This window comes from Streptomyces sp. NPDC056486 (genome assembly GCF_042795295.1).
Lineage (GTDB): Bacteria > Actinomycetota > Actinomycetes > Streptomycetales > Streptomycetaceae > Streptomyces.
This window is the reverse complement of record NZ_JBHTSF010000055.1, coordinates 21,077-45,077: the sequence shown is the minus strand read 5'-3', so window position 1 is coordinate 45,077 and position 24,001 is coordinate 21,077. Positions and strand designations below refer to the sequence as shown.

Genomic DNA, 24,001 nt, shown 5'->3' with positions numbered 1-24,001 from the left:
GCCCGGGTCCTAGTTCGTCAGCCAATCGGCTGCCCGGCGCGCGTCGGCGGCGGCGCGGGAGCAGCGCTCGGCGTGCGCGAGCAGTGTCATCCGGCAGTGCTCGCCGAACGCGTCGTGGTTCCAGCCGGGCTGGTGTGCGCAGTCGGCGAGTTTCCGGGCGTGCTCCTCCAGGCTGCGGGCGCCTGCCGCGGTGAGCTCGGCGTAGTGGGCGGGGCTCTGTCCGGGGCTCGGCGGCACGTACCCGTCGGCCACCGGACGGGCGTCGGTGTCGTGCGGTGCGGCGTCCCGCGGTGCGTGATCGGCGTCCGGGAGGGCGAGGCGGAGGGAATCGGCGGGCAGGGCGGCCGGCAGCGCGTCGGGGGTCAGGTGTGGGGCCAGGACGACCGGTTCGGCGCGCCGGGTGAGGGCGCGGACCAGTTCGGTGGCGGCGAGGACGGCGAGTTCGGCCGCGGCACACGGGGCGGGCGCCGCGCACAGGGAGACCGACGGGCCGTCGCTGCCGTGGCCCTTTGCCTCGTCCAGATCGCGCAGCCAGGCGGTCGCACACAGGATCTCGGAGCCGGCCTCCACGGTCAGGTCGTGCCATACGAAGGGGACGCGGACCTCGTGCACGGTGGCGGCCAGCGGCGGGTACCGGTGCAGGGCCTCCCTGACGGCCCGCTCGGCCCGCTCGGCCCGCTCGGCCCGCTCGGTACGGTCGGTGGCGGGCATCGGCGGCTGCACCGTCACCAGCGCCAGGGCCTGTGACGCCGTGTCGGCGAGGGCCCGGGTGACGGTCTCGAGGGCGTGCTCGAGCACAGCGTCCCTGGTGTCGTCGGCGAGATCGGCGGCGGCGAGTCCGCCGGGATGCGCGCCATGGACGTACGGGTCGAGACGGCGGCGCAGTGCGGCGGCGCGGGCGGCGTACTCGGTGCTGTCATCGGACCGGGCGGTGGCCTCGAGGATGGCACTGACGAGACTGTCGTCGGCGGCGCCGTCCCCGAGGACGATGCGCCGCGCGAGGCGCGCTGTGTACGCGCACCAGTCGGCGCGGGCGAGGCTGCCGTCCGTGCGGCGACCGGCGTAGATGGCTGCGGCCTCCTCGTCGACGGCGGCCCGCACCTGGGTGCGCAGCGCGTCGAGCGGGACGGGCAGCCTCGCATGGGGTGTCAGCCGCAGGCGGCGGCCCTCTGCCGTGAGGGCGGTGACGGTGCCCCCGGCGCCCGCTTCGTCGGCGCCGCGGATCAGACCGGTGGCGTCATCGGCGCTCAACGGCATCAAGAAGGTGCCGAACGCGGTACGCAGCCGGGTCGGCCGACCGGACGTGGTGCGCCGCAGCTGGGCCAGGACCTGCCGGGTCAAGTGTTGCCGGGTGAACGGTTTGAGGCCGAGGGCGCGCGCCGGAGCGTCGATCCAGGAGACGCGCTGAGCTGCCAGCGCGGCGCTGATCAGAGCGTTCTCCAGGGGCCAGGCCGTCGCGGGCCTGCGGGAAGCTGTCGTGGTGTCACTGGCGTTCATCGCCGGTCTCCCTAGAGGGGGTTGCTGGTTGGCGGCGTCACTTGTCGCGCAGCAGATAGGGCTGGTTGTCGACGATCTCGCCGTCGTAGAGGGTGATGAGCTCATTCACGCGGGCACGGTGCGGGAGATCGCCGCCGCGCAGGGTTCCCGCGTACGACTGCGGGGCGTGGGAGAGGGGATAGTCGCAGGTCTCGTCCAGCCACGAGAGCTCGATCCAGCTGTCCGGGATGTCGTTCGCGCAGGCAGGGCCGCGCCCGTCGAGGCCCGGGATCACATCGTGCTCGTTGACGAGACTGATCACCTGGACCGTGGGGTCGGCGGGGCGCTTGGTGTCGATGGGGGAGCCGACGGTGATCACATGCGTGAGCCGGTACGTGGACACGAAGTCGACGTCGCAGGCGAGGTTCATGGCGGTGATCCCGCCGAGGCTGTGTCCGACGATCATCAGCTCCGCGCCCTCGGGCACACCCGCGCGCAACAGCATCTGCTTCGCGGACCGGCTGTACGTGGTGTCGGTACGCAGCAGCGCGTCGAACGCGCCGACCAGGTCCTGCGGGGTGCTGTTGCTCAGCCGCCCGAAACTGGTGCCCGGCAGCAGCAGGACGTGCCGCGTTGTGCCGTCCGCGCAGGCGACGCGCCGCAGCAGGGCGAGCCCGTGGTTGCCGAGGGCGGAGATGTCGTCGATGTAGCGGACGATGTCGTTGCCGGAGCGGGCCAGGACGCGGGTCAGCATCGCGTCGGCCTCGGTGCGCTCGGCGCGCCCGGGGCCCGGGTTGAGGTGCCGGATCAGCGCGGCGGGCAGGCCGAACAGCGGGTCGGTGGTGGGGACGCCGCCGGCCAGGGTGACCCAGGCGAAGCTGTCGTTGGTCGGGTTCTCGTCGAGCAGTCCGGCAAGCGCGAGCAGCTCCATGATGACGGGGCTGACCGTGGTCAGGGTGCGGGTGACACCGAGAAGGTTCACCAACTCCCTTGCGGCACGCACCACTTCGATTCTGCGGCCGGCGACCACCGCGTCCGTGAGCCGTTTGGCGAGCGGCGCCGCCAGGTTCGGGTGCTCACGGGCGGCGGCCTCGATGCGCAGCGCGAAGGCGTCCACGGCCATCGCCACGCAGGCGGGCCGCCGACGCGCCACGGCCCCCAGGGACCGGACGGTCTCACCGACGAGGCCGCCGTTGGCGGCAAGGCCGAGCCCGGCGGGGTTCGACATGGCGCGGGCCGCCGAAAGCGCGGTGCCGAGCGCCCACGCGGGGCGCCGCAGCGCCTGCAGCCCGACCCGCCAGCTTGCGCCGGCCGCGGTCAGCCCCGCGCCGGTCCGCCGTGCCGCGAGTGCGGCATCCGCGAGCAGCACCGAGGTCGCGAGAAGGAGCTCGGCATCGGTCTGCGCCTGCTGTGCCGACTGTTCCTGTCGTGCGGACGTCCGCACGCCGACGGCGTCGATTGCATCGGCTGTTTCGGCCGCGTCGGCTGTCCGGGCTGTCATCCCCGCCACCTCATCTCCGGGAGTTCCGGCCGCACCGCGAGGTAACGCGCGAGGCCGGCCCTGTCACTTCCAGCAGTAGAACCGCCCGCGTGCCGTTCGGCAGGGCCGCTGCCACCGCTCGGGTGAATCACCGAGCGTGTACGCGTGCCGGGGTCGACTGCCGACGGGTGCCCGTGAACAGCTTCCGGTGTGATCATCGGGCGAGAGGGCGTGACGACGGCGCGGACGCGGTGGCTGTTGGTCGGCTTTCTCCTGACCGTGGGCTGCTGGTCGGCTGCCGGGCCGTCCGTCGCCGACGGCCCCGGGTCGCACGGCCTTGCCCTCGAGGTCACGGTGAACACCCGGCCCGGCCTGGGCGCCCTGCATCCCGGCATCCGGACAGGCGCCGCCGTCGTCAAGTCGTACCGCCTCGTCAATCGCGGTGGAGCCGACCTGTACGAGGTGCGGGTCCGGGACCCCGGACTGCCGGGCGCCGTGATCCGCTGCCCGGGCGGACGGGACCGGGTGCCGATGCTGACCGGACTGCGCTCGGTGCGCTGCACGGCGATCGGGGCGGCCCGCCCCGGAGCCTGGGTCGGCGAGGTGCGGGCCACCGGGCAGCAGCCCTATCTGCGCGCCGGCGCCATGCGGGCGAGCACGCGCTCCCTGCGCGCCGGCGGCGTGCAGGCGACCGCGCGTTCCGGGTATACCGGGGTCGGTGCGGCTCTGGCCCTGACAGAGACGGCGCGCGTCACAGGACCGCAGCAGGCGGAGGTCCGCTACGTCCTGGTCAACCACGGCAACCGGCCCGTCCACGGCGTTCGGATCACGGACCCGGTCCTTGCCCCGGGCCGGATTGCCTGTGTGGGCGGGCGGCCGGTTGTCGCCCGTCTCGCCGCAGGGGCGCGTGCCGCGTGCACCGCCGTCGTCCGGCGCCCCCCTGGCACGTACATCAGCGGGGGGCGCGCCGACGGCAGCGACCTGCTCCGCACGCTCGGTCCACGCGGCGAAGCGGTGATACCCCCGCGGCTGACGGCACGGGCCCGGGCACGCTTCACGCTCCGGGCTCAGGTGCCCGTAACTCCCTTGGCGCCACGGCCGCGTGCGCCCGTGGTGGATCCCGGACAACGGCCGCGAGCCGGGACACCGGCTTCCGTGCCCCGCCTCGCATCACAGCTCCCCGCGGTACCTCTCCCACCGGGCATCGCGGCACCGGGAATCGCGGCACCCGGCGTTGCACAACCCGGCGTTGCCCCACCCGGTGTCGGACCGCCTGCGCCTGGCGTCGGCCCACCGGGAGTCGCACCACCCGGGCCCGGCGCACCCGAGGGGGCGGCACCCGGTGTCGCTCCTCCCGCTGTGCCCGACGGTGCGGGACGGGCTCCGGCAGCGGTTCCGCCCGCGGTGCCACCAGCCGCGGTGCCACCAGCCGTCGTGCCGCCACCCGCTGTGCCACCGGCCGCTGTGCCGAAGGAGGCCGAGGCGCGGCATCCGCTGCTCAGCCGTTTCGTCCGGGCGGACCACACTCCCACCGGCATGGGCATGCTGGCCGCTCTCTTGCTCGTCCTGCTGCCCGCAGCCATCGCGGCCGCCGTGTTCGGCTCCCGCAGACTCTGACCGTGCCGCTACGAAACGGGACCCATCGATGATCGAAAGCCTCGCCATCGTCCTGGGCGTCGCCCTGCTCGCAGCGGCGGTCGTCCTGCTCAAACACCGTTTCTGGCCGATGGGCCCGGACGAGGAGCCCCGCGAGGACGTCGCCGAGTACATCTCCATGATGGTCGGCGTCCTGTACGCCCTCGTCCTGGGCCTCGCCCTGGTGTCGGTCTGGGACACCCACTCCGGCGCCGAGGACCATGCCGCAACCGAGGCCAGTGCTGCGCACCAGATCCATCTGATCGCCGCGGGCCTGCCCCAGGGGCAGGCCGACCGGGTACGGGACGGCATCGAGACGTACGTCCGGCACGTCACCGAGTCGGAGTGGCCCGCGATGGCCGAGCGCGCCCCGCTGGGTACGCAGGGGTGGCGCCTGCTGAACGAGGTGCGCGCGGCGGGTCAGGTGCCTACGGACGCCACGCCGGCCCAACAGGCCACGGCCCAGGAGACATTGGCGCAGCTGAGCACCCTGGACGAGGCGCGCCGCGGTCGCGAGGCCGACTCCACGGAGCGCCTTTCGCCGGTGATCTGGTTCGGCCTGATCGTCGGCGGCGTCCTCACCATCGCCTTCATGTTCATGTTCGGCGTCCAGCGCAGCTTCACCCATGTCGTGATGGTGATGGGCCTTTCCGCCCTCATCAGCTTCACCGTGCTCCTCATCTACCAAATGGACAGCCCGTTCAGCGGGTTGTTCGCCGTCGACCCGGCCCCGTTCACGCGCTACTTCTGACCGGAGCGTCTCGCGGAAGGGCTTACAGAAAGGCCGCCCGGGCCATCGGCGAGGAGACCGCCGGTTGACGTCGATTCGCCGCGAGGTTCGCGCAGTTGCTCTCAAAAGAGAGGGTGGGCGGCGCGGGTGAGTCCTTCCAGGGCGTGGCGCTGCTCGTCCGTCCACTGCCTTGCCTGCTCGTGGTGTGTGGACACCACGCCGATCAGCGCACCGTCCTCAGAGGTGATCGGTACTGAGGCGCACGCGCCGACGCCTGCCTCTTCCAGCACGTCCAGCGCCGGGGTACCGAGGAAGAACGGGCAGGTGGCCACTTCCTCGACGAGGACCGGTGTGCGCTCCTGTGCGGCCAGGCCGCACGCGGTCTCCTGGTCCGCCACCGTCTCGAAGAAGGTCAAGAACGGGTGGCGGAAGCCCTGTTGGGCCACGATCCGCAGTGCGCGACTCTCCGGATCGTACAGCTGGGCATTGCCCATCGGCGCCCCGGTGATCTCGAACGCCGCCGACAGCGCCGCGGACACCACGGACAGTCGCAGGCGCCGCTCGTTCAACGACATCGGCGCCGCCGCCAGTTCCTGGGTGACCTGCAGGCCCTCCGCATCCCCGCACAGCTGAAGCGGGCGCAGCACCGCGCTATGAGCCCGCTCCACCAGCAGGCTGCCGCCCGCAGCGGCGGCCCGTATATGGGCGTCCACCAGCAGGGCCACGGCGGCCGTCCCACAGAACGTCACCCGGCTCAGGTCCAGCAGGATGTGGTCGGCGGGTCGCTCTATCGCGTCGTTCAACTCGCGGGCCAGGACCGGCACGGAGTCGATGTCCAGCTCACCGGCCACACAGATGGTGACCCGCCCCTCCGCCCTCGCGACGCCGACCCGGACAGTCCGCGACGGCTGGTCCCACTGGACGCTCACCCCGGACCGCGATTCGCTCCCCGTGCCCATGTCCGCCCACGCTAGAGCCGACGCCGCCTGCGTCGGGGGCACTTCACCAGGCAGGTCTGCCACGGGACTGACTCGGCCAGATACGGACAGCTTCGCCTATGTTCACAACGGTGTGGCCGCCCACAACGACCACGGGCCTGTCATGCCTGTCACGCACTTGCATGGTCGAAGACCAGTTCACCTTCAATGAACGTCATTTTGACCTCAGTTGCGTGAACTTGAGTGATCTTCGCTTCGAAGGGGTTCTGGTTGACGACGATGATGTCGGCGAGCATGCCCGGTTCGATGCGTCCGAGGCGGTTCGCCATGCCCTCCTGGCGCGCGGAGTTGACCGTGAAAAGGGCGAATGCCTGCTCCAGCGTGATGGCTTGGGATGCGCCGAAGGAGTCGGCGCCGCCTCCTGGCACCTGTCGGGTGACGAGCGTTTCGATGGCGGACCACGGGTTCACCGACGGCACGACGCACCAGTCCGACCCCGGCACGACCAGTGCGCGCGCCTCGAGCATCTCGCGCACCGGCCAGACGCGTTCGACCGCCTGAGGGCCGACGGCCGCAGCGATGTCGGAGCAGATGGGGGAGGGTTGCCACAAGTAGGGAGAGACTTCGAACGTCGCGCCGATCTGCGACGCGCGCTCGATGTCGGACTTCGCCACGAACGTGCAGTGTCCTACGTTGTGCATGTACGGGCCGTGTCCGTTGGCCGTGCGGGCGGCCTCGACGGCGTCCAGTGCGGCCCTGACCGCAGCATCGCCGGCCGCGTGGAACTTGACCGTGATGCCCATGCGGTCGAACCGGGTCACCGCCTGATCGAGGACTGCCGGCGCGATCGCGAGCAGTCCGTGCCGGCCGGCCTCGTCGTCCCGTCCCGCCACCGTGTCCGCATAGGGTTCGATCATTGCCGCCGTGTGGCTGTCGGTCGGTACCCCGTCGAGGAAGATCTTCACGCAGTCGGGCGCGATGTGACTGCTCGCGTAGAGGTTTCGTGCAGCGATCACGTCTTCACACGCGGGGTCGTTGGGGGACCACACGAGACAGAGGCGCACCCGCTGCCCGACGGCTCCGCGCGCGGCGAGACGGGTGTAGGCACGCAGCTCGGCTCGTGGCCCTGCCGTGAATCCGACCGCGGCTTCGGTGAATGACGTGATCCCGTAGGAGAGCATCTCTTTCAGGGCCCACTCCAGGGCCGCCTCGACCTCGTCGTCGGCCGGTTTGGGGGCCGAGGCGGCGAGCAGATCGGCGGCGGTCTCGCGTTGTATGCCGCTCGGATTGCCCGCGGCGTCCCGCTCGAAAATGCCGCCTGCCGGGTCCGGTGTGCCGGGGCCGATTCCGGCGACCCTCAGCGCCGCGCTGTTCGCCCATGAACTGTGTCCGCTGGTGTCCTCCAGGAGGACGGGATGGGCGGGGGAGACAGCATCGAGCATGGTCCGGTCCGGGGTGGTGCCGAGCGCGGACGTGTCCCATTGCCCGCCGAGGACCCATGTGCCGGGGGTGGCCCGGGATACGTGCTCGGCCACGATGCGGAGGGTCTCGGCCAGGCTCGAGCCCTGCGAGATTTTGCAGCGGCGTTCGCGGATTCCGGCGTAGATCGGGTGCACGTGCAGGTCGTGCAGGCCCGGCAGGACGGTGTCGCCGGCCAGGTCGACCACCCGCGTGTCCGGCCCGCGCCGCCGCAGCACATCCTCGTGGTCGCCGACCATTTCGATGACACCGGCGCGCACGGTGAGCCCCTGAGCCCAGCCCGACGATGTCTTGACGTGCCCACCCACCAATATCGTGTCCGCGTACTGATCGGTCATGGCGCTCCACCTCCAGCTCGGCGACTCAGCGGCGGTTGATGAATCCGGCGTCGACGGGCAGCGTGACACCGGTGATGTAGCGGGCTTCGTCCGAGGCCAGCCACAGGACGGCATTCGACACGTCGACCGCTTCGATCGTGTCCACCGGAAGGGCATTGGGCGCCGTCTCGGACAGAATCGGGTCCTGAGCGACGAACTCGGCGATGGCGGGGTCGGTCACCATGGGCGTGGCCACTCCGGTGGGGTGCACCGAGTTCACCCTGATGCTGTGCGGGGCGAGGTTGTTGGCGTACGTACGCATCAGCCCGACCACACCGTGTTTGGAGGCGGCGTAGCCAAGCCCGCCGTTACTGGCCCCGCCGATGCCGACAAGGCCTGCGGTGGAGCTGACGATCACGATCGAGCCGCCCTGCTCGGCGGCGACCATCGACGGGACGGCCACCTCGATGGTGTGGAAGGTGCCGCTGAGATTGACGTCGATGGCGTCATGCCACGCCTGCACCCTGTCCTCCACAAGCAGCGGTGCGATCCCGGCGTTGGCGACAACGATGTGGATCTGCCCGAACTCGGCGAGCCCGGCGTCGTACGCCTCCTGGAGGGCGGCTCGATCGCGTACGTCCGCCTGCCGCGCCACGACGCGGCGGCCCAGGGCCCGCACCTCCTCAACGGCGTCGGACAGGTCCTCCGGCGTCGACAGGGGGTAGGGCACGGTGTCGACCGACCGGCAGATGTCCACGATGACCAAGTCGGCGCCTTCCTCCGCCATCCGTCGAACGTGGCCGCGGCCGAGCCCTCCGGCCGCACCGGTGACGAAGGCCACCTTGCCGTCTAGACGCCCCTTCTTTCCCCGAGTCTTCTTGGTCCGCTTGTAGCCGCTGTGCGGGGTCATGTTGGTGATGTACCGCGCGGCAGCCGGCTTGGCCAGGGGGTGAAGGGCCGAGGCCGGGAAGGCGAGCTGTTGACGCCGGGATATGATCTTCAGCCCGGAGCTCGGAGCCGGACAGCCGTCGTCGCCCGCTGACCACCAGCGTCCGATCCACCAGCGAGGAAGGCCATGCAGGGAGTACTCACCGGATTCGCGGTGATCGCCGTCGTCATCGCGGTCGGCTACTTCCTCGGTCTCCGCGGGCACTTGGGAAAGGACGGCCGGACCGTCCTGACCTCGCTCGCCTTCAACGTGGCCACTCCCGCGCTGCTGTTCACCACACTGGCAGGCGCCGACCTCTCGGTCATCCTCTCCGAGCGCCTTCTCGTCACCGCGGCAAGCACTGTCGCCGTAGCCGCCGTCTTCATCACCGTCGGGGCCCTACGAGGCTGGGGCACGGGGCAGATCACCATCGGCGCCCTGTGCTCCAGCTACGTCAACGCGGGGAACCTCGGCATTCCGATCGCCGTGTATGTGCTGGGAGATGCCTCGCTCGTCGCACCGATCCTGCTCTTCCAGCAGATCATCGTCACCCCGCTGGCACTCACCGTCCTCGACCTGAACCAGCACGGCGAGCCGACGCCCCTCTGGCGGCGTCTGACCACACCGCTCCGCAACCCGACGGCAGTCGGGTCACTGTCGGGCGTCGCGGTGGCCTGCACAGGGTGGACCATCCCGCAGTCGGCCCTCGAACCCCTCATCCTCATCGGCAACATGTCCGTCCCCGCGGTTCTGCTGGCGTTCGGGATCTCCCTGCGGGGCAGCGGGCTACCCGCTCGCGGGAACCACAGGCCCGCGATCGTCCTCTCCACCGTCCTCAAGACGGTCGCCCAGCCCCTCGCCGCCTGGGGCCTCGGCGCGGGTCTCTTCCACCTGCACGGCACGGAACTGCTTGCCGTCGTCGTGACCGCGGCCCTCCCCGCCGCCCAGAACCTCTACACGTACGCGTCGCGGTACGGCGTGGCCGAACAACTGGCCCGCGAATCCATACTGCTGTCCACACTCGCCTCCGTGCCGGTGCTGATCACCATCGCCGCTCTTCTCGGATAGCTGTTCAGAACGGCTTGGCCGGCGCCAGTCGGTACGCGTCCCCCGCACGTCGTACGTGTCCGGCGGTCGGCGGCGGGAAGTGGCTGCCGAGCAGAAGGTCTGACGTACCGGCGAGCGAGTCGAGCACCCGATTGCGGGTCCTGACGGCGAGTTCGGGGTCGATGTCCACGCAGCTGCAGAGCGCGGGATGCGACATCTGGACCGGGTGGTGGATGCTGTCGCCGGTGACCAGCGCCCGCTCGCCCCTGCTGCTCAACTCGACCGCCACCTGCCCCGGGGTGTGGCCAGGAGTGGGCAGCAGGCGGATGCCCGGCGCGATGTCCGTGCCGTCGTCCGCGACGTCGACCAAGTCGAGCAGGCCCGCGTCGCGGACGGGGTGGACCGAGTCACGGAACATCTGCCGGCGCGCTTCCTCCATGTCGACGCCGGCCCAGTAGTCCCATTCGGTGCGCGCGGTGAGGTAGCGCGCGTTGGGGAAGGTGGGCACCCAGTCGTCGCCCTCCGCGCGGGTGTTCCACCCCACGTGATCGGTGTGGAGGTGGGTCATGACGACGAGGTCCACACTCTCCGGCGCGAAGCCCGCCGACCGCAGCCGCGAGACGTAGTCGCTGTTCAGGTTGTGCCAAGCGGGATTGGCGCGCTGCTTTCCGTTGCCGATGCCGGTGTCGACCAGGACGCGCATGCCGTCGGCCTCGACGGCGAAGCTGTGGCTCGCCAGGCGGATGACACCCCGGTCGTCGGCGAAGTCGGGGCGCAGCCAGGGTGTCCCGGTCACGACCTCGGCACTCGCTCCGGGGAGCAGCCACGGACCGGTCCGGGCGGGCAGGGCTGTTTCGTCGATACGCCGGACGATGTGGTCGCCGACGGCCCACGCGGGGGTGTCGAGGTCGGCGGTGGTGTCGGGACGCGAAGGCGTGGACATGGTTGGTCTCCGTATACGTCGGTGTCGGTGTCGGGGGTGGTGAGGCCGCGGGCGTGGGGAGCGGACCAGGGCGCCGACGGGCTAAAAGCCATCGGTTTGCGTTAAGCCACCGTAGGTCCTATGGTCGGCTAAAGCAAACGATTCGCGTTTAGACCACAGATGCCCGGAAGGGACGCCATGACCAGCGAACTCACTCCACAGGAGGCGGCCGGATGGGCGCTGCGTGCGGGACTGCCCCTCGCGGACGACCGGCACGCAGGGGTGGCCGCGACGGCCAACCACATCCACTCCGTCATCACCACGCTGCGTGAGCTCGACTTCGGCGACACGCCTCCCGCGGCTTCCTACCGAGCCGGACAGGAGAACACCGATGCAACCGTTTGAGCTGTCGCTCACCGAGGCTTCCCGCGCTGTGCGCGCAAGGGAGCTGTCTCCTGTCGAACTGACCGAATCCGTGCTCGGCCGTATCTCCGCGGTGGACGGACGTCTCGGCGCCTATGTCACCGTCGCCACGGACACAGCCCTGGCGGCGGCTGCCCGGGCCGAACGGGAGATCGCGGACAGGGGGCCGCGCGGTCCGCTGCACGGAATTCCCATGGGTCTGAAGGACCTGATCGATGCGGAGGGGCTGCCCACCACGGCGAGTTCGGACGTCCGGTCCGGGCACGTCGCGGACCGTGACAGCCACGTGGCCGCACGCCTCGACGCCTCCGGGTCCGTTCTCCTGGGCAAGACGCACACGCACGAATTCGCCTACGGCCTGACCACTCCGCAGACGAACAACGCATGGGACCACAGCCGTGTAGCCGGAGGGTCGAGCGGCGGCTCGGCGGTAGCGGTCGCCGCCGGTGGGGCGACGTTCGCGCTGGGCACGGACACCGGTGGTTCCATCCGGGTTCCCGCCGCCCTGAACGGAGTGGTGGGTCTCAAGCCGACCTACGGCCTCGTCTCCCGCTCCGGCGTGACCTCGCTCTCCTGGTCCCTGGACCATGTAGGTCCCCTCACCCGCACCGTGCGGGACGCGGCCCTGGTGCTTGCCGCGACAGCCGGCCACGACCCGCGCGATCCGGCGAGCGTGGCAGGCCCCTCGACGGACTTCCTCGAAACAGGTGACCTGAAGGGCTTGAAGGGTCTGAAGGGTCTGAAGGTCGGGGTGCCCCGCAATTACTACTTCGACCGAGTCATGTCCGAGGTGGAGGAAGCCGTACGGAGCGCGATCGAGCAGCTCGCGCAGCTCGGGGCGGAGCTCGTCGACGTCGACATCCCGATGTCGCGTTACATCCAGGCCACGCAGTGGGGGCTGATGGTCCCCGAGGCCTCCGCCTACCACGAGCGGTCGCTGCGGGCCACGGCCGACCTGTACGCGCCGGACGTCCGCATCCTCCTTGAGGCGGGCGAACTCACCTCGGCGGGCGACTATCTGCGCGCCCAGCGCGCCCGCACCATGATGCGCGACGCCTGGGCGCGCATGTTCGACGGGATCGATGTCCTCGCCGCGCCGACGGTGCCGATGACGGCTGCCGCCTCGGGCCAGCACACGGTCGAATGGGCCGACGGCACCGTCGAGGCCGTGTCCGACAGCTACGTCCGTCTCTCCGCCCCGGCCAACATCACCGGCGCGCCCGCCCTCACCCTTCCGGTCGGCCGCGACCACGACGGGCTGCCGATCGGCATGCAGCTGATGGGGCGGCCTTTCCAGGATGCGACGGTGCTGCGCGTGGGCCGGGCCTACGAGGAGGCGGTCGCCGAGACGGGGCGACTCGCTCCGGCAGCGGCCTGAGAGCCCTGATACATGTGCAGGGGAAGCCCTAGAAGCAACGGATTCGCATTAAGGTGGACAGCATGAGTCCCAGACCCATGACCCGCCCCGGCGGGCGCAGCGCACGCGTGCAGGAATCCGTCCATGCCGCGGTCCGCGAGCTCGTCGGTGAAGTGGGGCGTGATGTGCTGACCGTCCCCATGGTGGCGGCCCGCGCGGGTGTGACTCCGTCCACCGTCTACCGTCGCTGGGGCGATCTGCAGGAACTCCTCTCCGACGTCGCGGTCGAGCGGCTGCGACCGGAGACGGAGCCCGCCGATCTCGGCAGTCTTCGGGCCGACCTCGACGCATGGGCGGAGCAGTTCCTCGACGAGATGGCGTCTCCGGCCGGGCGTGCCTACATCAGGGACGCGCTCCTGGGAGACCCGGAAGGCACCAACGCGGGCCAGTGCTCCGCTTACGCCGCCGAGCAGATCGACGCCGTGCTCGACCGCGCCGTCCGACGCGGTGAGCCCGTGCCCGACACGGAACTGATGATCGACGATGTCGTGGCGCCGATCATGTACCGCATCCTCTTCCGCCCTGGACGCCTTGACGCCGCGTACGCGCGTGAGCTCGTGGCGCACGCCCTCGACCGGCTCTGATGCGGCTGTGTCAGGACTCCAGATAGCGCAGCACCGCGAGCACCCGGCGGCTGTATCCGGTGGTGTGCGAAAGATTGAGCTTGTCGAAGATCATGTTGAGGTGCTTCTCGACCGCGCTCAGTGAGATGTGCAGCTTCTGCGCGATGGCCGCGTTCGTATGGCCCTGAGCCAGTACCTCGATGACGGTCCGCTCGCGGGGCGTGAGGCGCGAGAGGGGGTCGACGTGCGTGGTGCGGATGACCAACTGCCGTACGACTTCGGGGTCGATGGCGGCGCCGCCCGCGTGGATCCGCTCCAGCGATTCGAGGAACTCGTCGACCTGCGCGACGCGGTCCTTGAGGAGATAGCCGACCCGCTCGGCGTTCGAACTGAGCAGCTGTGCCGCGTAGTTGCGCTCCACGTACTGGGAGAGCACGAGCACGCCGACCCCGGGCCAGCGCTCGCGGATCTCCACCGCGGCGCGAAGCCCCTCGTCGGTGTGGGTCGGCGGCATCCGGATGTCCGTGACCACCACGTCCGGCTTCTGCGTCTCCATCTCCCGGAGCAGTGAGACCGCGTCGCCCACCCCGGCGAGGACCTCGTGGCCCTCATCGACGAGCAGCCGGATCAGCCCTTCTCGCAGCAGGGTCGAGTCCTCGGCGAGAATTACGCGCACGGCAGCTCCGCGGTGATGGTGGTGGGGCCCCCGGAAGGGCTGTGGACGTTCAGTCTGCCGTCGAGCGCCGCCACCCGGCTGTGCAGCCCGGTCAGACCGCTGCCCGCCGGGTCGGCGCCGCCGACCCCGCTGTCACGTACGAGGATGGCGAGGCGCGTGTCATGCCCCTTGACGCTGACGAAGATGTCCTCGGCCGAGGAGTGCTTGGCCGCGTTGGTCACGGCCTCCGACACGATGAAGTAGGCGGCCGTCTCGACGGACGGGGGGAGCGGCCCGGACACGTCGTACTCGATCCTCAACGGGATGCCGCAGCGCTCGGAGACCCCACCGAGCGCCTCATGCAGACCGAGGTTGTCGAGCGCCGACGGGTAGACCCGCCAGGCCACTTCGCGCAGTTCGGTGAGGACTTCCTGCGACTCCTTGTGCGCCTGCTCCAGGAGGGCGTCCGCCTGCTCAGGAGCCTTGCTGCGGCGGGCCCGGCCGAGCAGCATGGCGAGCGCCACGAGGCGCTGCTGGACGCCGTCGTGCAGATCGCGCTCGACGCGCCGCCGCTCGGTGTCCACCGCCTGCACCACCGCGGCGCGGCTGGCGGCCAGTTCGTTGATGCGCCGCTCGAGGAGCTCGCGCTCGGAGGGCCCGAAGCACTCGCGGGCCAGGCGGGTGTCCAGGGCGGCAAGGGACAACAGGCCCTGCACGTCGAGGAAGAGCAGGACGCCGCCGAGCACCACCTGGCTCAGGAGCTCCTGCCAGGTCAGCGTGGACCGGGCGACGCCCGCGGCGAGCAGCCCGGCCAGGATGACGCCGACGACGAGCAGTCCGACCACGATGCCGCACAGCAGTCCGGCGTACGTACGGGATGCGAGGTAGCGCAGTACCTGCTGGTCGGAGGCGTGGTGCTCGGGGAACGAGTCGTGGAAGAAGACCGAGCGACGCCGGCGCTCAAGGGCGGTGAGCCTGCGGGCCCCCGCGGCGAGCAGGGCGTGGGCCCGGCCGCGGGTGCGCGGCCACAGCAGGAAGGCGCCGAGCACGGCACCGGCCAGGACGAAGTACAACAGGCCGAGCAGGGCGGTGAAGCAGCTGATCAGGACTCCGGCGCCCCTGAGGAGGCGCGTCGGCGGACGACGGTCGATGTCCGTGCCTACAGGCTCCCCCTCCACGCCCGTTGACATTAGTGCTGCCGGACCGTCGGGACAAGATCGCTCAGTCTGGGCGGGCAGGGGACGGGAGTTGGTCGCGTCGCCGGTCATCGCCGCGGGTCAGGAGGTGTGGCGATGCCGGGACTGCGGCTGAGGCCGCCTCCTGGACCGGACGCGCATGACCACGTAGACGGCTACGGCGAAGAGGACCAGGACGAGGACGGCCTTGGAGAGGAAGCCGACGTAGGTCCCCACCGCGTCCCACTGGTCGCCGAGCCAGTAACCCGCCATCACGAGGACCGAGTTCCAGACCAGGCTGCCGAGGGCGGTCAGGGACAGGAAGACCGGCAGCGGCATACGCTCCACGCCTGCCGGGATCGAGATGAGGCTGCGGAAGATCGGCACCATGCGGCCGAGCAGGACGGCCTTCGTGCCGTGCTTGGCGAACCACTGCTCGGTGCGCTCCAGGTCGGAGCCCTTGACCAGCGGCAGCTTGGCCCAGATGGCGTGCATGCGCTCACGGCCGAACAGCACGCCGATCCAGTACAGGACGGCGGCGCCGACCACCGAACCGAGCGTGGTCCAGAACAGCGCGGACGTCAGGCTGATCACGCCCTGCCCGGCGGCGAAACCGGTCAGCGGCAGGATCACCTCGCTGGGCAGCGGCGGGAAAAGGTTCTCGAGGGCGATGGCGAGACCGGCTCCCGGGCCGCCCATCGTGTCCACGAGGTCGGCCGCCCAGCCCGCTATGCCGCCCGCGGGTTCCTGGGGGAGGGCGAGAGTGACGAGATCCATGCGGTTTCTCCAAGCTGGTGGGACGGCGGGTGCAGCACAGGCCCCGGGATTCATCAGCAACGCTAGAAACCGCGGATCAGCGGCGGTATGCGGATTACCGTCGAGCATAGTGGGGTTTTCCGCAGGGTTCGGAGGCGCCCCCTCCGGATCTCAGGCAGGGGCAGCCGCCCGAGCGGCGTAGGCGCGGACGTCGGCGTCCGGGTCAAGGACCGCGGTGGCGAGCGCCGCGCGTGCGGCTGGGTCCCCTGAGTCCCCGGAGTGTTCCAGAAGGGCCAGGACAGCTGCCTTGCGGACATCCGCGTTGGTGTCGCCGAGCGCCTTGGCCAGGGCGGGTACGGCGAGCCGGGGCTCTGCCGCGCCAAGCGCGGTGGCCGCACCCGTGCGGACCTGCCAGGACGGGGCGGCCAGTGCCTCCACCGCCGTGCTGCCGTACGGGGCGGGGCAGCCCGCGGATGCCAGGGCGGTGAGCGCGGCCGCGCGGACCAGGATGTCCGTGTCGTGGAGCAGGGGAGCCAGCGCCGCAGGGGTGTCGAGGCCGCGGGCCACCGTGACACGGACCTCACGGGCCGGGTCGACGCGGGCGCGGGCGACGGCGTCGAGGGCGCCGACCGAGACCAGGGCGCGGACCGCCGCGATGCGGACCTCGATGTCCGGGTCGGTGAGCGCGAGGGCGTAGGCGGTGGCCCCGCCGAGACGCAGGGCGCGCAGGACGTCGAGGGCGGTCGCCCGGACCAGGGCGTCCTCCTGACCGAGGGCGTCGTGCAGCCCCCGCGACAAGTCAGGCTCAGGGACCAGGACTTCGACGAGTTCACGCAGGGACGCGGCAGCGGCGCCGCGAACACCCGCATCCGGGTCCGCGAGCGTCCCGGCGAGCGCCGGGCCCGTGCCCGTCGGAACGGTTTCGGTGAGAGCGGCGACGGCCGCGCGGCGTACGGCGGGGTCCGGGTCGCTCAGGAAGGGGCGTAGGCGGGGGAGTTCGGGCTCGTCCTCGGTGAGGGTCAGCAGTTCCAGGATGCGCGGGGAATGGGAGACGGCGACCGTGTCCCGGGAGGCAGCGGTGCCGGTGCGGATGCCGGAGCCGACAGGGGCGAGGTCGCGCTGCCCGGCGGTGGCCACGTGCTCCGGGTGCACCTCGCCCAGATGGCGTGACGCGCCGCCGCTCGGCGTGAACTCCTCGATCGGGACCAGGTACGGGTCCACCGGACGTGCCGTGAACTCCATCGCCCCGGAAGGCGACTTGCGCAGGTCCAGATGGTGCAGCCAGCCGTCGTCGTCGCGCCTCGGGTGATCCGTACGCTCGTGGTAGAGCCCCCAGCGGGACTCCGTGCGGGCCAGGGACGAACGGGCCGCCATCTCGGCGCAGTCCCGGATGAAGTGCACCTCGGCGCAGCGCATCAGCTCGTGCGGAGTCTGCGCGCCCATCTCGCCGATCTCGCCGCGCATCCGCTCGAAGTGGTCCACGGCAAGCGAGAGCCGGGCACCCGACTTGGGCGGGGCGACATAGTCGTTCACGAAGCGGCGCAGCTTGTACTCGACCTGCGGTTGCGGTGGCCCGTCCGGATTGCGCAGCGGACGGTAGATCAGCTCGTGGGCGTCCCGCACCTGGTGGCCGGGCAACTCGCCCTCGTACACGTCGAATCGGGAGGCGTCGGCGCCCGCCAGGTCACCGAAGACGAACGCGCCGATCATGTAGTTGTGCGGGACGCTTGCCAGGTCCCCGGCGGCGTACAGACCGGGCACGGTGGTGCGCGCGTGGTCGTCCACGCGGACGCCCGATGCCGAGTGGCCGCCGCACAGGCCGATCTCGGAGATGTGCATCTCGACGTCGTGGGTGCGGTAGTCGTGGCCGCGGTTCGCGTGGAAGGTGCCCCGTGTCGGGCGCTCGGTGGAGTGCAGGATGCCCTCGAGCGCGCTGATGGACTCTTCCGGGAGATGGCTGAGCTTGAGATATACCGGGCCGCGGTCGGAGGCGAGTTCGGCCGCGAACTCCGACATCATCTGGCCCGACCAGTAGTCGGAGTCGACGAAGCGCTCGCCGTGCCGGTTGACCTGGTAACCGCCGAAAGGGTTGGCGACATAGGCGCAGGCCGGGCCGTTGTAGTCCTTCATCAGCGGGTTGATCTGGAAGCATTCGATGCCGGTGAGATCGGCGCCGGCGTGGTAGGCCATGGCGTAGCCATCCCCGGCGTTGGTGGGGTTCTCGTAGGTACCGTAGAGGTAGCCGCTCGCGGGCAGGCCGAGGCGGCCGCACGGCCCTGTCGCGAGGATCACGGCACCGGCGCGTACGGTCACGAACTCGCCCGTACGCGTGTTGAATCCGGCAGCGCCTACGGCCCTGCCGTCCGCCGTGAGCACCCGGACCGGCATCACGCGGTTCTCGATGCGGATGCGCTCGCGCATCTCGCGGCGGCGCAGTTGCCGGTAGAGCACCTTCTTGACGTCCTTGCCCTCGGGCATGGGCAGGACGTACGAGCCGGAGCGGTGCACCTGGCGCACCGCGTACTCGCCGTGCTCGTCCTTCTCGAACTTCACGCCGTACGACTCCAGGCGTTGCACCATCGAGAAGCCGCGGGTCGCGGTCTGGCGGACGGTGGACTGGTCGACGATGCCGTCATTGGCGCGGGTGATCTCCGCTACGTAGTCGTCGGGTTCGGCGCGGCCCGGGATCACGGCGTTGTTGACGCCGTCCATGCCCATGGCCAGGGCACCGGAGTGGCGGACGTGCGCCTTCTCCAGGAGGAGTACGTCCCGGCCCTGCTCGGCCGCGGTGAGCGCCGCCATCGTGCCGGCCGTTCCGCCGCCGATGACGAGGACGTCGCAGGAGAGCTCCTGGGCGTCGGTGACTGCGGGGATCTGCATGGGAGGGGGCCTCTCAGGTGCTCTCAGTACTCTCAGGTGCCGAGGGACGTCAGAACGGTGCGGCGCAGCTCGACGGTGGCGGGGTCGCCGTGAGCCGTACGGTCGCGGGGGCGCGGCACGTCGAGTACGTCAAGGACGCGTCCGGTGCCGGTGCCGAGGAGGGCGACGCGGTCGCCGAGGAAGAGCGCCTCGTCCACGTCATGGGTGACGAAGACGACGGTCGCGCCCGTGCCGCGCAGCACCTCGGACAGCAACTGCTGCATCCCGGCCCTGGTCTGCGCGTCAAGGGCGCCGAACGGCTCGTCCATCAGGACGGCCCGGGGCTCGCCCGCCAGAGCGCGGGCGAGCTGGACACGCTGCCGCTGCCCGCCCGATACGCGGTGCGGCAGTTTGGCGCCGTGCCCGCCGCCCAGGCCGACACGCTCCAGCCAGCTCTCGGCCTGGGCGCGACGCTCGGGCCGCCTCAACCCCTTGATTGCCAGGGGGAGTTCGACGTTGGCCCGGAGGGTGCGCCACGGCAGCAGTGCGTCGTCCTGGAAGATCAGTGCCCGTTCGGCGTGGGGTGCGGTGATGGGCTTCCCGTCCTGGGCGACCTCCCCGCCGAGCGGCGGAAGGAGTCCGGCGAGGGTGCGAAGGAGGGTGGATTTCCCGCACCCCGACGGGCCGACGACGGTGAGGATCTCGCCGGGTGCGATGTCCAGTTCGAGCCCGTCGAGTACGGCGGTTCCCCCTCGCCCGATCGACGCGTCGCACAGGGTGAGCCGCGTGCCGCGGGGCGGGGCGAGGACGGGGGCGAGAGCGGTTTCGGGGGGTGTGGTCATGGGGTCACCTCTTCTTGTGGACGCGGTCCCTGGCGCGGTCCGGGGCGCGGTCCGGACCGCGGAACCTTCGGCAGGGACCGGCGCGGCACCTGCGCCTCGATACGGGACTCCGTCCGCGGGAGCCACCGCGTCACACGGCGGCCAAGTACTTCCACCGTCGTCGACGTCATCCACCCGAGCGCGCCGATCGTCACCATGCCGACGAGTACGCCGGGATAGTCGACCACCGTGTAGTCCTGCCAGGTGCGGTAGCCCACGCCGTACTCCCCGGAGATCATCTCCGCCGAGATGACACAGATCCACGAGACGCCGATACCCACGGAGAGTCCGCCGAGGATGCCGGGCAGCGCCCCCGGCAGGACCACCGAGCCGAGGACGCGCCACCGGCCGCCGCCCATCGTGAGGACCGCCTCCTCCCAGACCGGGGTCAGGGCGCGCACCGCGTGCCGGGTGGAGACCATGACGGGGAAGAACGCCGCGGTGAAGGTGATGAAGACGATGCCCTGCTCGTTGCTGGGGAAGAGCAGGATCGCCACCGGCACCAGGGCGATCGCCGGTATGGGCCGCAGCACTTCGAGGACAGGACCGAGCAGGTCGGCTACCAGGCGCGAGCGGGCGATCGCCGTGCCGACGGCCACCCCGGCGACCGCCGCGAGCGCGAAGCCGGTGACGATGCGGCTGAGGCTGTCGGTGAGGTCCTGCCAGTACGTGGCGCCGCCGACGCGCTCCCCGAACTCCCGCGCGACATCGACGACCGTCGGAAACTGCTCGAAGCGCAGCCACAGATTGACGTCGAGCGTGGTCAGGAGCTGCCACAGGCCGAGAGCCGCGGCGAGCGAGAGGACGCGCAGGAGGTGACGCCCCATCATGACGCCTGCTTCAGCGCTTGGTTGTACGAGACGGTACGAGCGCCCGGATGCGCCTCGGTGTAGGCGTCGGCGGTGGAGGGGGTGACGAAGGGCAGCAGCTTCGTGCCGTCCGCCACCCACACGGCCTTGTCGGCGAACCAAGGCGTCCCTGTCGTGGTGTCGGGCACGTACGCGGCGCGCACCTTGCCCTGCCGCTCGGCTGCCCGGCGCAGCAACTCGGCCGGGGTGGCGAACGACCGGGTCTTGTTCTCGCCCTTCAGCCACAACTCGCTGCGCGCGGGCTCGGGGGCGGCGGTCAGCGCGGTGGCGTAACCGTCGCCGTACGCCTTCTTCACGTACTGATCGTCGACGAAACTGTCCACGTCCACGTCGCCCACCAACTTCGCCGACTTCAGCACGGGCACGTCCTTCTTCAAGGCGTTCACCAGCGCGGGTTTGATCGTGGGGTCGAACGTGGCGATGCCGTGCGCGCCGTTGTAGAGGTAGACGACCTCGGGTGGAAGACCGGTGGCCTCGGCCACCGACTCGGCGGCTGCTACCGGCCGCTTGTTGAGATAGTCGGTCGCCTTGGCCTGGGCGCGCAGAAAATCTTCCAGGACTCCGGACCGCTTCTTCGCGAAGTCCTCCCGTGCGGTGACTCCGTGGAAGGTCGGCAGGTTCAGTTCCGCACCGTCGTACAGCGCCCGGGCACGGTCCTGGAAGGCGAGAAGACCCGGCCACGCCACGAACTGCGAGAGCGCGTCGGCGCTGCCCGCCTGGAGCGCCGAAGCACCCACCGCGGGCTGCTGGTTGAGCTTGCGGATGTCCTTCTCCGGGTCGATGTCCGCCTGCCGCAGGGCCCGTACCAGAGTGCCGTCGGCGGCCGAGCCGACGCTCGTCGAGACCTTCTTGCCGCGCAGGTCCTTCAGCGACGCCAGTTGTGAACCGGGGCTCGTGACAATCGTGTTGAGGCCGCCGCGGAGGTTGTAGCCGGTGACGGAGACGAGCTTCGTCGGCCGGTTCAGCTGGGTGCCGCGGGCCGCGTTGATCAGCAGGGGGAAGTCGCCCATCGAACCGATGTCGATCTTCCCGGCGGTCATCTGCGCCGTGATCGGCGCACCCGTGGCGTAGTCCTGCCACTTGACCTTGTAGGTGACGCCCTCACGCTTGCCGCGCGCGGCAAGCTCATGCTCGAAGTATCCGAGCGAGCGCAGCAGCGTGCCGGCGGTGACGGTGTTGATGGTCTTGGACTGGTAGCCGACGGTGATGGTGACGGTACCGGAGTCGTCCGCGCTCGCCCCGCCACAGCCCGCCAGGGGGATGGTGAGGAGGGCGGCCAGGGCAGCGTTGAGTGCCGTGCGTTTCATCTTCGTCGCCTTCACCGGAGCAGATAGGGCATGTTGACCGTGACCGCGTCGGTGGGGCAGCGGGCCGCGCACGGCCCGCAGTACCAGCACTCGTCGACGTGCATGAAGGCCTTGCCGCTGTCCGGGTTGATCGTGAGCGAGTCGAGCGGGCACATGTCGACACAGAGGGTGCAGCCGTCGATGCACTTCGACTCGTCGATGGTCACGGGCACGTCGGCACGCTGGGGGGCCAGAGGCATGGCTGTCTCCCGGAAAGAGGTGGCTGGTGGAAAGACTGGGGACCGGTGGGGTCAGAGGACGCGGTGGAGCAGCCCGCTCATGCTGATGCGGTCACCGCGGAAACGGATGAACTCCAAGTCCACGGGGCGGCCGTCGGACAGCGCGGTGAGTCGTTCGAGCATGAGCACGGCGGCGCCGCGCGGGGCCTCGAGGACGGCGGCGGAGTGCACGTCGGCGTTGACGGCTTCCAGGGTGATCTCGGCAGTGCCGAGCGGCTGCCCGGTCAGCGTCTCGAGGAGCCGGAACACATCGGTGTTCTCCAGGTCGCAGCCGATGAGACCGGCGCCGATGTCCATCGGGATGTAGGTGAGATCGAGGGAGAGCGGCAGGCCGTTCAGCCGGCGAAGGCGTTCGATGTAGAGCACGTCGGTGTGCTCCACGAGGCCGAGCCGCCGGGCCACGGGTGCGGGCGCGGGGACGGGACCGACCGTACGGACTTCGTTGGTGACGTCGCCGTGTTCGAGCAGGGTCTCGGCGAGGCCCTGCAGCCGGTTCAGGCCGTGCGGATACTTCTCGGACACCACGACGGTGCCGACACCGGGCTGCCGTTCGAGCAGCCCTTCCGTACGGAGCAGATCAAGCGCCTGCCGGACGGTGTTCCGGGAGACGTGGTAGTCGCTGCCGATCGTGCCCTCCAGCGGCAGGACACCGCTGGGAAAGCCCCCGGTGCGCACCTGGTGGCGCAACAGGTCGGCGAGCTGCCGCGCCTGGTCCGCGCGCAGCCGACGCCGTCGTGCGGCGGCGACAGGCACAGTGTGCTCACGGATACGTTCGGCTGGCATGCGAGGGACCATACCGACGTCGCAGCGGCGGTGGTGTTGCCGGAGTATTGCGCCACCCAGCGCACCACACGTACTGCCTCTGACCTGCGTGTTCGCGAAGCTGTCGGGAAGATCTGCCAGGAGAACGGGCGGGCGCGGCGACGCCGGCGCGTCAGCGGCGAGGGCTGGCGTGTTCAGCGTTCGGGATCGAGCAGGGTGGCCGCGACCGTGCCGTTCAGGACCTGGCGGGCCACGTCGGAGAGCTTGAGCTGCCGGTTGCGGGCATAGGTCCGCATGCGGACGAATGCCTGATCCGCGCTGCATCCGCGGGAGTTGGAGAGATACCCCTTGGCCTGCTCGATGACGATCCGCGAGTCGAGGGAGCCCTGGAGTTGCGCGATCTGTGTCATCTGCTCGTGCACCACCTGCCGCTGCATCACGCAGACGGTGACGATGTCCGCAAGCGCCTGGGCCAGTCGCAGCCGGCTGTCGTCCAGGGGTCTTGTCCGGTCATGGAGAAGGCTCAGGGCGCCGACCACCGTGTCCTGGCAGCGCAGCGGGACCGTCGCGACCGAGGTGAAGCCGAGGAGCAGGGCGCGCGGCGTGAACCGGGGCCAGCGTGGACAGGCGTCCTCGACGTCGAGGCGGGTCTCGGAGATGTTCGCGGGGGAGCGACAGCAGTCCCGGCACGGACCCTCGTCGCATTCGAGGCCGAACAGCTCCAGTGCATGCGTGTACTCGTCGGAGGCCACCACCTGCACGCCCTGGCCGTGCGGAACGTCAAGGAGAACCCCGGCCGCCGATACGTCGAGCAGGTCCACACAGTGTTCGGTCAGGGTGCGCAGGACATCGGTCACGCTCACATCCCGCACCAGTGGGGCGGTGAGGTCCACGAACGCGGACGCCAGCCGCTCTTCGCGCTGCCTCTCGGACATGGCGGTCATGCCGCCACTCCCTTCCACACCCTCTATCAGCAACAGAACTGTGCGCATGCTCCAGTTGAGGAATCCACGGAATCTTCTCCACATTACCGCGATCGGTCGTCTGACATCAGACGCGCGCCGATCGGATGTGGTCGAGAGGTCGCAAGGATCGTAATTAACT

Annotated in this window: 22 protein-coding genes; 6 read left to right on the top strand and 16 right to left on the bottom strand. The window is 70.5% G+C overall.

Annotation, left to right across the window (positions count from 1 at the left end; genetic code table 11):
* Positions 1 to 9: 9 nt before the first annotated feature.
* Positions 10 to 1,497, bottom strand: a complete 1,488-nt coding sequence (locus ACFQ7F_RS22420) for a hypothetical protein (protein ID WP_383273048.1) — start codon at positions 1,495 to 1,497, stop codon at positions 10 to 12.
* Positions 1,498 to 1,534: 37 nt separating this feature from the next.
* Complete coding sequence (locus ACFQ7F_RS22415; RefSeq protein ID WP_383273046.1) at positions 1,535 to 2,977, bottom strand: hypothetical protein; 1,443 nt, start codon at positions 2,975 to 2,977, stop codon at positions 1,535 to 1,537.
* A 189-nt stretch (positions 2,978 to 3,166) separates the two neighbouring features.
* On the opposite strand from ACFQ7F_RS22415, the gene ACFQ7F_RS22410 reads away from it, so the two are divergent.
* Together ACFQ7F_RS22410 and ACFQ7F_RS22405 are read left to right on the top strand one after the other, a co-directional pair.
* Positions 3,167 to 4,573 (top strand): hypothetical protein, encoded by a 1,407-nt coding sequence (locus tag ACFQ7F_RS22410; RefSeq protein WP_383273044.1) that lies wholly within the window; start codon positions 3,167 to 3,169, stop codon positions 4,571 to 4,573.
* 28 nt (positions 4,574 to 4,601) lie between these two features.
* A complete protein-coding gene (locus ACFQ7F_RS22405) occupies positions 4,602 to 5,342 on the top strand; it encodes a hypothetical protein (RefSeq protein ID WP_383273042.1) in 741 nt (246 codons plus the stop codon).
* Positions 5,343 to 5,443: 101 nt separating this feature from the next.
* Here ACFQ7F_RS22405 and ACFQ7F_RS22400 read toward each other — a convergent pair whose 3' ends face one another.
* The 3 genes from ACFQ7F_RS22400 to ACFQ7F_RS22390 form a co-directional block, all read right to left on the bottom strand.
* Positions 5,444 to 6,280, bottom strand: a complete 837-nt coding sequence (locus ACFQ7F_RS22400; protein ID WP_383273040.1) for an STAS domain-containing protein — start codon at positions 6,278 to 6,280, stop codon at positions 5,444 to 5,446.
* Between the two features lie 149 nt (positions 6,281 to 6,429).
* Positions 6,430 to 8,076, bottom strand: a complete 1,647-nt coding sequence (locus ACFQ7F_RS22395) for an amidohydrolase (protein ID WP_383273038.1) — start codon at positions 8,074 to 8,076, stop codon at positions 6,430 to 6,432.
* 25 nt (positions 8,077 to 8,101) lie between these two features.
* The gene (locus ACFQ7F_RS22390; protein WP_383273036.1) at positions 8,102 to 8,965 is read right to left on the bottom strand and encodes a mycofactocin-coupled SDR family oxidoreductase; all 864 of its coding nucleotides are present in this window, start codon (positions 8,963 to 8,965) and stop codon (positions 8,102 to 8,104) included.
* Between the two features lie 165 nt (positions 8,966 to 9,130).
* On the opposite strand from ACFQ7F_RS22390, the gene ACFQ7F_RS22385 reads away from it, so the two are divergent.
* A complete protein-coding gene (locus ACFQ7F_RS22385; RefSeq protein WP_383273034.1) occupies positions 9,131 to 10,051 on the top strand; it encodes an AEC family transporter in 921 nt (306 codons plus the stop codon).
* Positions 10,052 to 10,055: 4 nt separating this feature from the next.
* On the opposite strand, the gene ACFQ7F_RS22380 is transcribed toward ACFQ7F_RS22385, so the two are convergent.
* A complete protein-coding gene (locus tag ACFQ7F_RS22380; protein WP_383273032.1) occupies positions 10,056 to 10,973 on the bottom strand; it encodes an MBL fold metallo-hydrolase in 918 nt (305 codons plus the stop codon).
* A 177-nt stretch (positions 10,974 to 11,150) separates the two neighbouring features.
* Between ACFQ7F_RS22380 and ACFQ7F_RS22375 the strand changes: the two genes are divergently transcribed.
* The 3 genes from ACFQ7F_RS22375 to ACFQ7F_RS22365 all read left to right on the top strand — a co-directional run bounded on the left by ACFQ7F_RS22375 (position 11,151) and on the right by ACFQ7F_RS22365 (position 13,376).
* On the top strand, positions 11,151 to 11,357 hold the full coding sequence (locus tag ACFQ7F_RS22375) for a hypothetical protein (RefSeq protein ID WP_383273030.1): 207 nt from the start codon (positions 11,151 to 11,153) through the stop codon (positions 11,355 to 11,357).
* Positions 11,344 to 12,753: an amidase gene (locus tag ACFQ7F_RS22370; protein WP_383273028.1), complete on the top strand. Its 1,410-nt coding sequence runs from the start codon at positions 11,344 to 11,346 to the stop codon at positions 12,751 to 12,753. The genes ACFQ7F_RS22375 and ACFQ7F_RS22370 overlap by 14 nt, the downstream gene beginning before the upstream one ends.
* Positions 12,754 to 12,815: 62 nt before the next feature.
* Positions 12,816 to 13,376: a TetR/AcrR family transcriptional regulator gene (locus ACFQ7F_RS22365; RefSeq protein WP_383273026.1), complete on the top strand. Its 561-nt coding sequence runs from the start codon at positions 12,816 to 12,818 to the stop codon at positions 13,374 to 13,376.
* Between the two features lie 10 nt (positions 13,377 to 13,386).
* On the opposite strand, the gene ACFQ7F_RS22360 is transcribed toward ACFQ7F_RS22365, so the two are convergent.
* The 10 genes from ACFQ7F_RS22360 to ACFQ7F_RS22315 all read right to left on the bottom strand — a co-directional run bounded on the left by ACFQ7F_RS22360 (position 13,387) and on the right by ACFQ7F_RS22315 (position 23,841).
* Entirely contained in the window at positions 13,387 to 14,031 is a 645-nt protein-coding gene (locus tag ACFQ7F_RS22360; protein ID WP_383273024.1) for a response regulator, read from the bottom strand.
* Complete coding sequence (locus tag ACFQ7F_RS22355; protein ID WP_383273022.1) at positions 14,022 to 15,188, bottom strand: sensor histidine kinase; 1,167 nt, start codon at positions 15,186 to 15,188, stop codon at positions 14,022 to 14,024. Before ACFQ7F_RS22355 ends, ACFQ7F_RS22360 begins: the two co-directional genes overlap by 10 nt.
* A gap of 99 nt (positions 15,189 to 15,287) precedes the next feature.
* Positions 15,288 to 15,962: a DedA family protein gene (locus tag ACFQ7F_RS22350; protein ID WP_383273020.1), complete on the bottom strand. Its 675-nt coding sequence runs from the start codon at positions 15,960 to 15,962 to the stop codon at positions 15,288 to 15,290.
* Positions 15,963 to 16,112: 150 nt separating this feature from the next.
* On the bottom strand, positions 16,113 to 18,821 hold the full coding sequence (locus ACFQ7F_RS22345) for a fumarate reductase/succinate dehydrogenase flavoprotein subunit (protein ID WP_383273018.1): 2,709 nt from the start codon (positions 18,819 to 18,821) through the stop codon (positions 16,113 to 16,115).
* A 32-nt stretch (positions 18,822 to 18,853) separates the two neighbouring features.
* Positions 18,854 to 19,642 carry an ABC transporter ATP-binding protein gene (locus ACFQ7F_RS22340; RefSeq protein WP_383273016.1) on the bottom strand — a complete coding sequence of 263 codons (789 nt, stop codon included), beginning with the start codon at positions 19,640 to 19,642 and terminating at the stop codon, positions 18,854 to 18,856.
* On the bottom strand, positions 19,639 to 20,508 hold the full coding sequence (locus tag ACFQ7F_RS22335; protein ID WP_383273075.1) for an ABC transporter permease: 870 nt from the start codon (positions 20,506 to 20,508) through the stop codon (positions 19,639 to 19,641). Before ACFQ7F_RS22335 ends, ACFQ7F_RS22340 begins: the two co-directional genes overlap by 4 nt.
* The gene (locus tag ACFQ7F_RS22330; protein ID WP_383273014.1) at positions 20,508 to 21,857 is read right to left on the bottom strand and encodes an ABC transporter substrate-binding protein; all 1,350 of its coding nucleotides are present in this window, start codon (positions 21,855 to 21,857) and stop codon (positions 20,508 to 20,510) included. The genes ACFQ7F_RS22335 and ACFQ7F_RS22330 overlap by 1 nt, the downstream gene beginning before the upstream one ends.
* Before the next feature lie 11 nt (positions 21,858 to 21,868).
* Positions 21,869 to 22,096: a ferredoxin family protein gene (locus ACFQ7F_RS22325; RefSeq protein ID WP_383273012.1), complete on the bottom strand. Its 228-nt coding sequence runs from the start codon at positions 22,094 to 22,096 to the stop codon at positions 21,869 to 21,871.
* Between the two features lie 51 nt (positions 22,097 to 22,147).
* Complete coding sequence (locus ACFQ7F_RS22320) at positions 22,148 to 22,918, bottom strand: GntR family transcriptional regulator (protein ID WP_383273010.1); 771 nt, start codon at positions 22,916 to 22,918, stop codon at positions 22,148 to 22,150.
* Positions 22,919 to 23,091: 173 nt separating this feature from the next.
* A complete protein-coding gene (locus ACFQ7F_RS22315; protein WP_383273008.1) occupies positions 23,092 to 23,841 on the bottom strand; it encodes an ANTAR domain-containing protein in 750 nt (249 codons plus the stop codon).
* Positions 23,842 to 24,001: the final 160 nt, after the last annotated feature.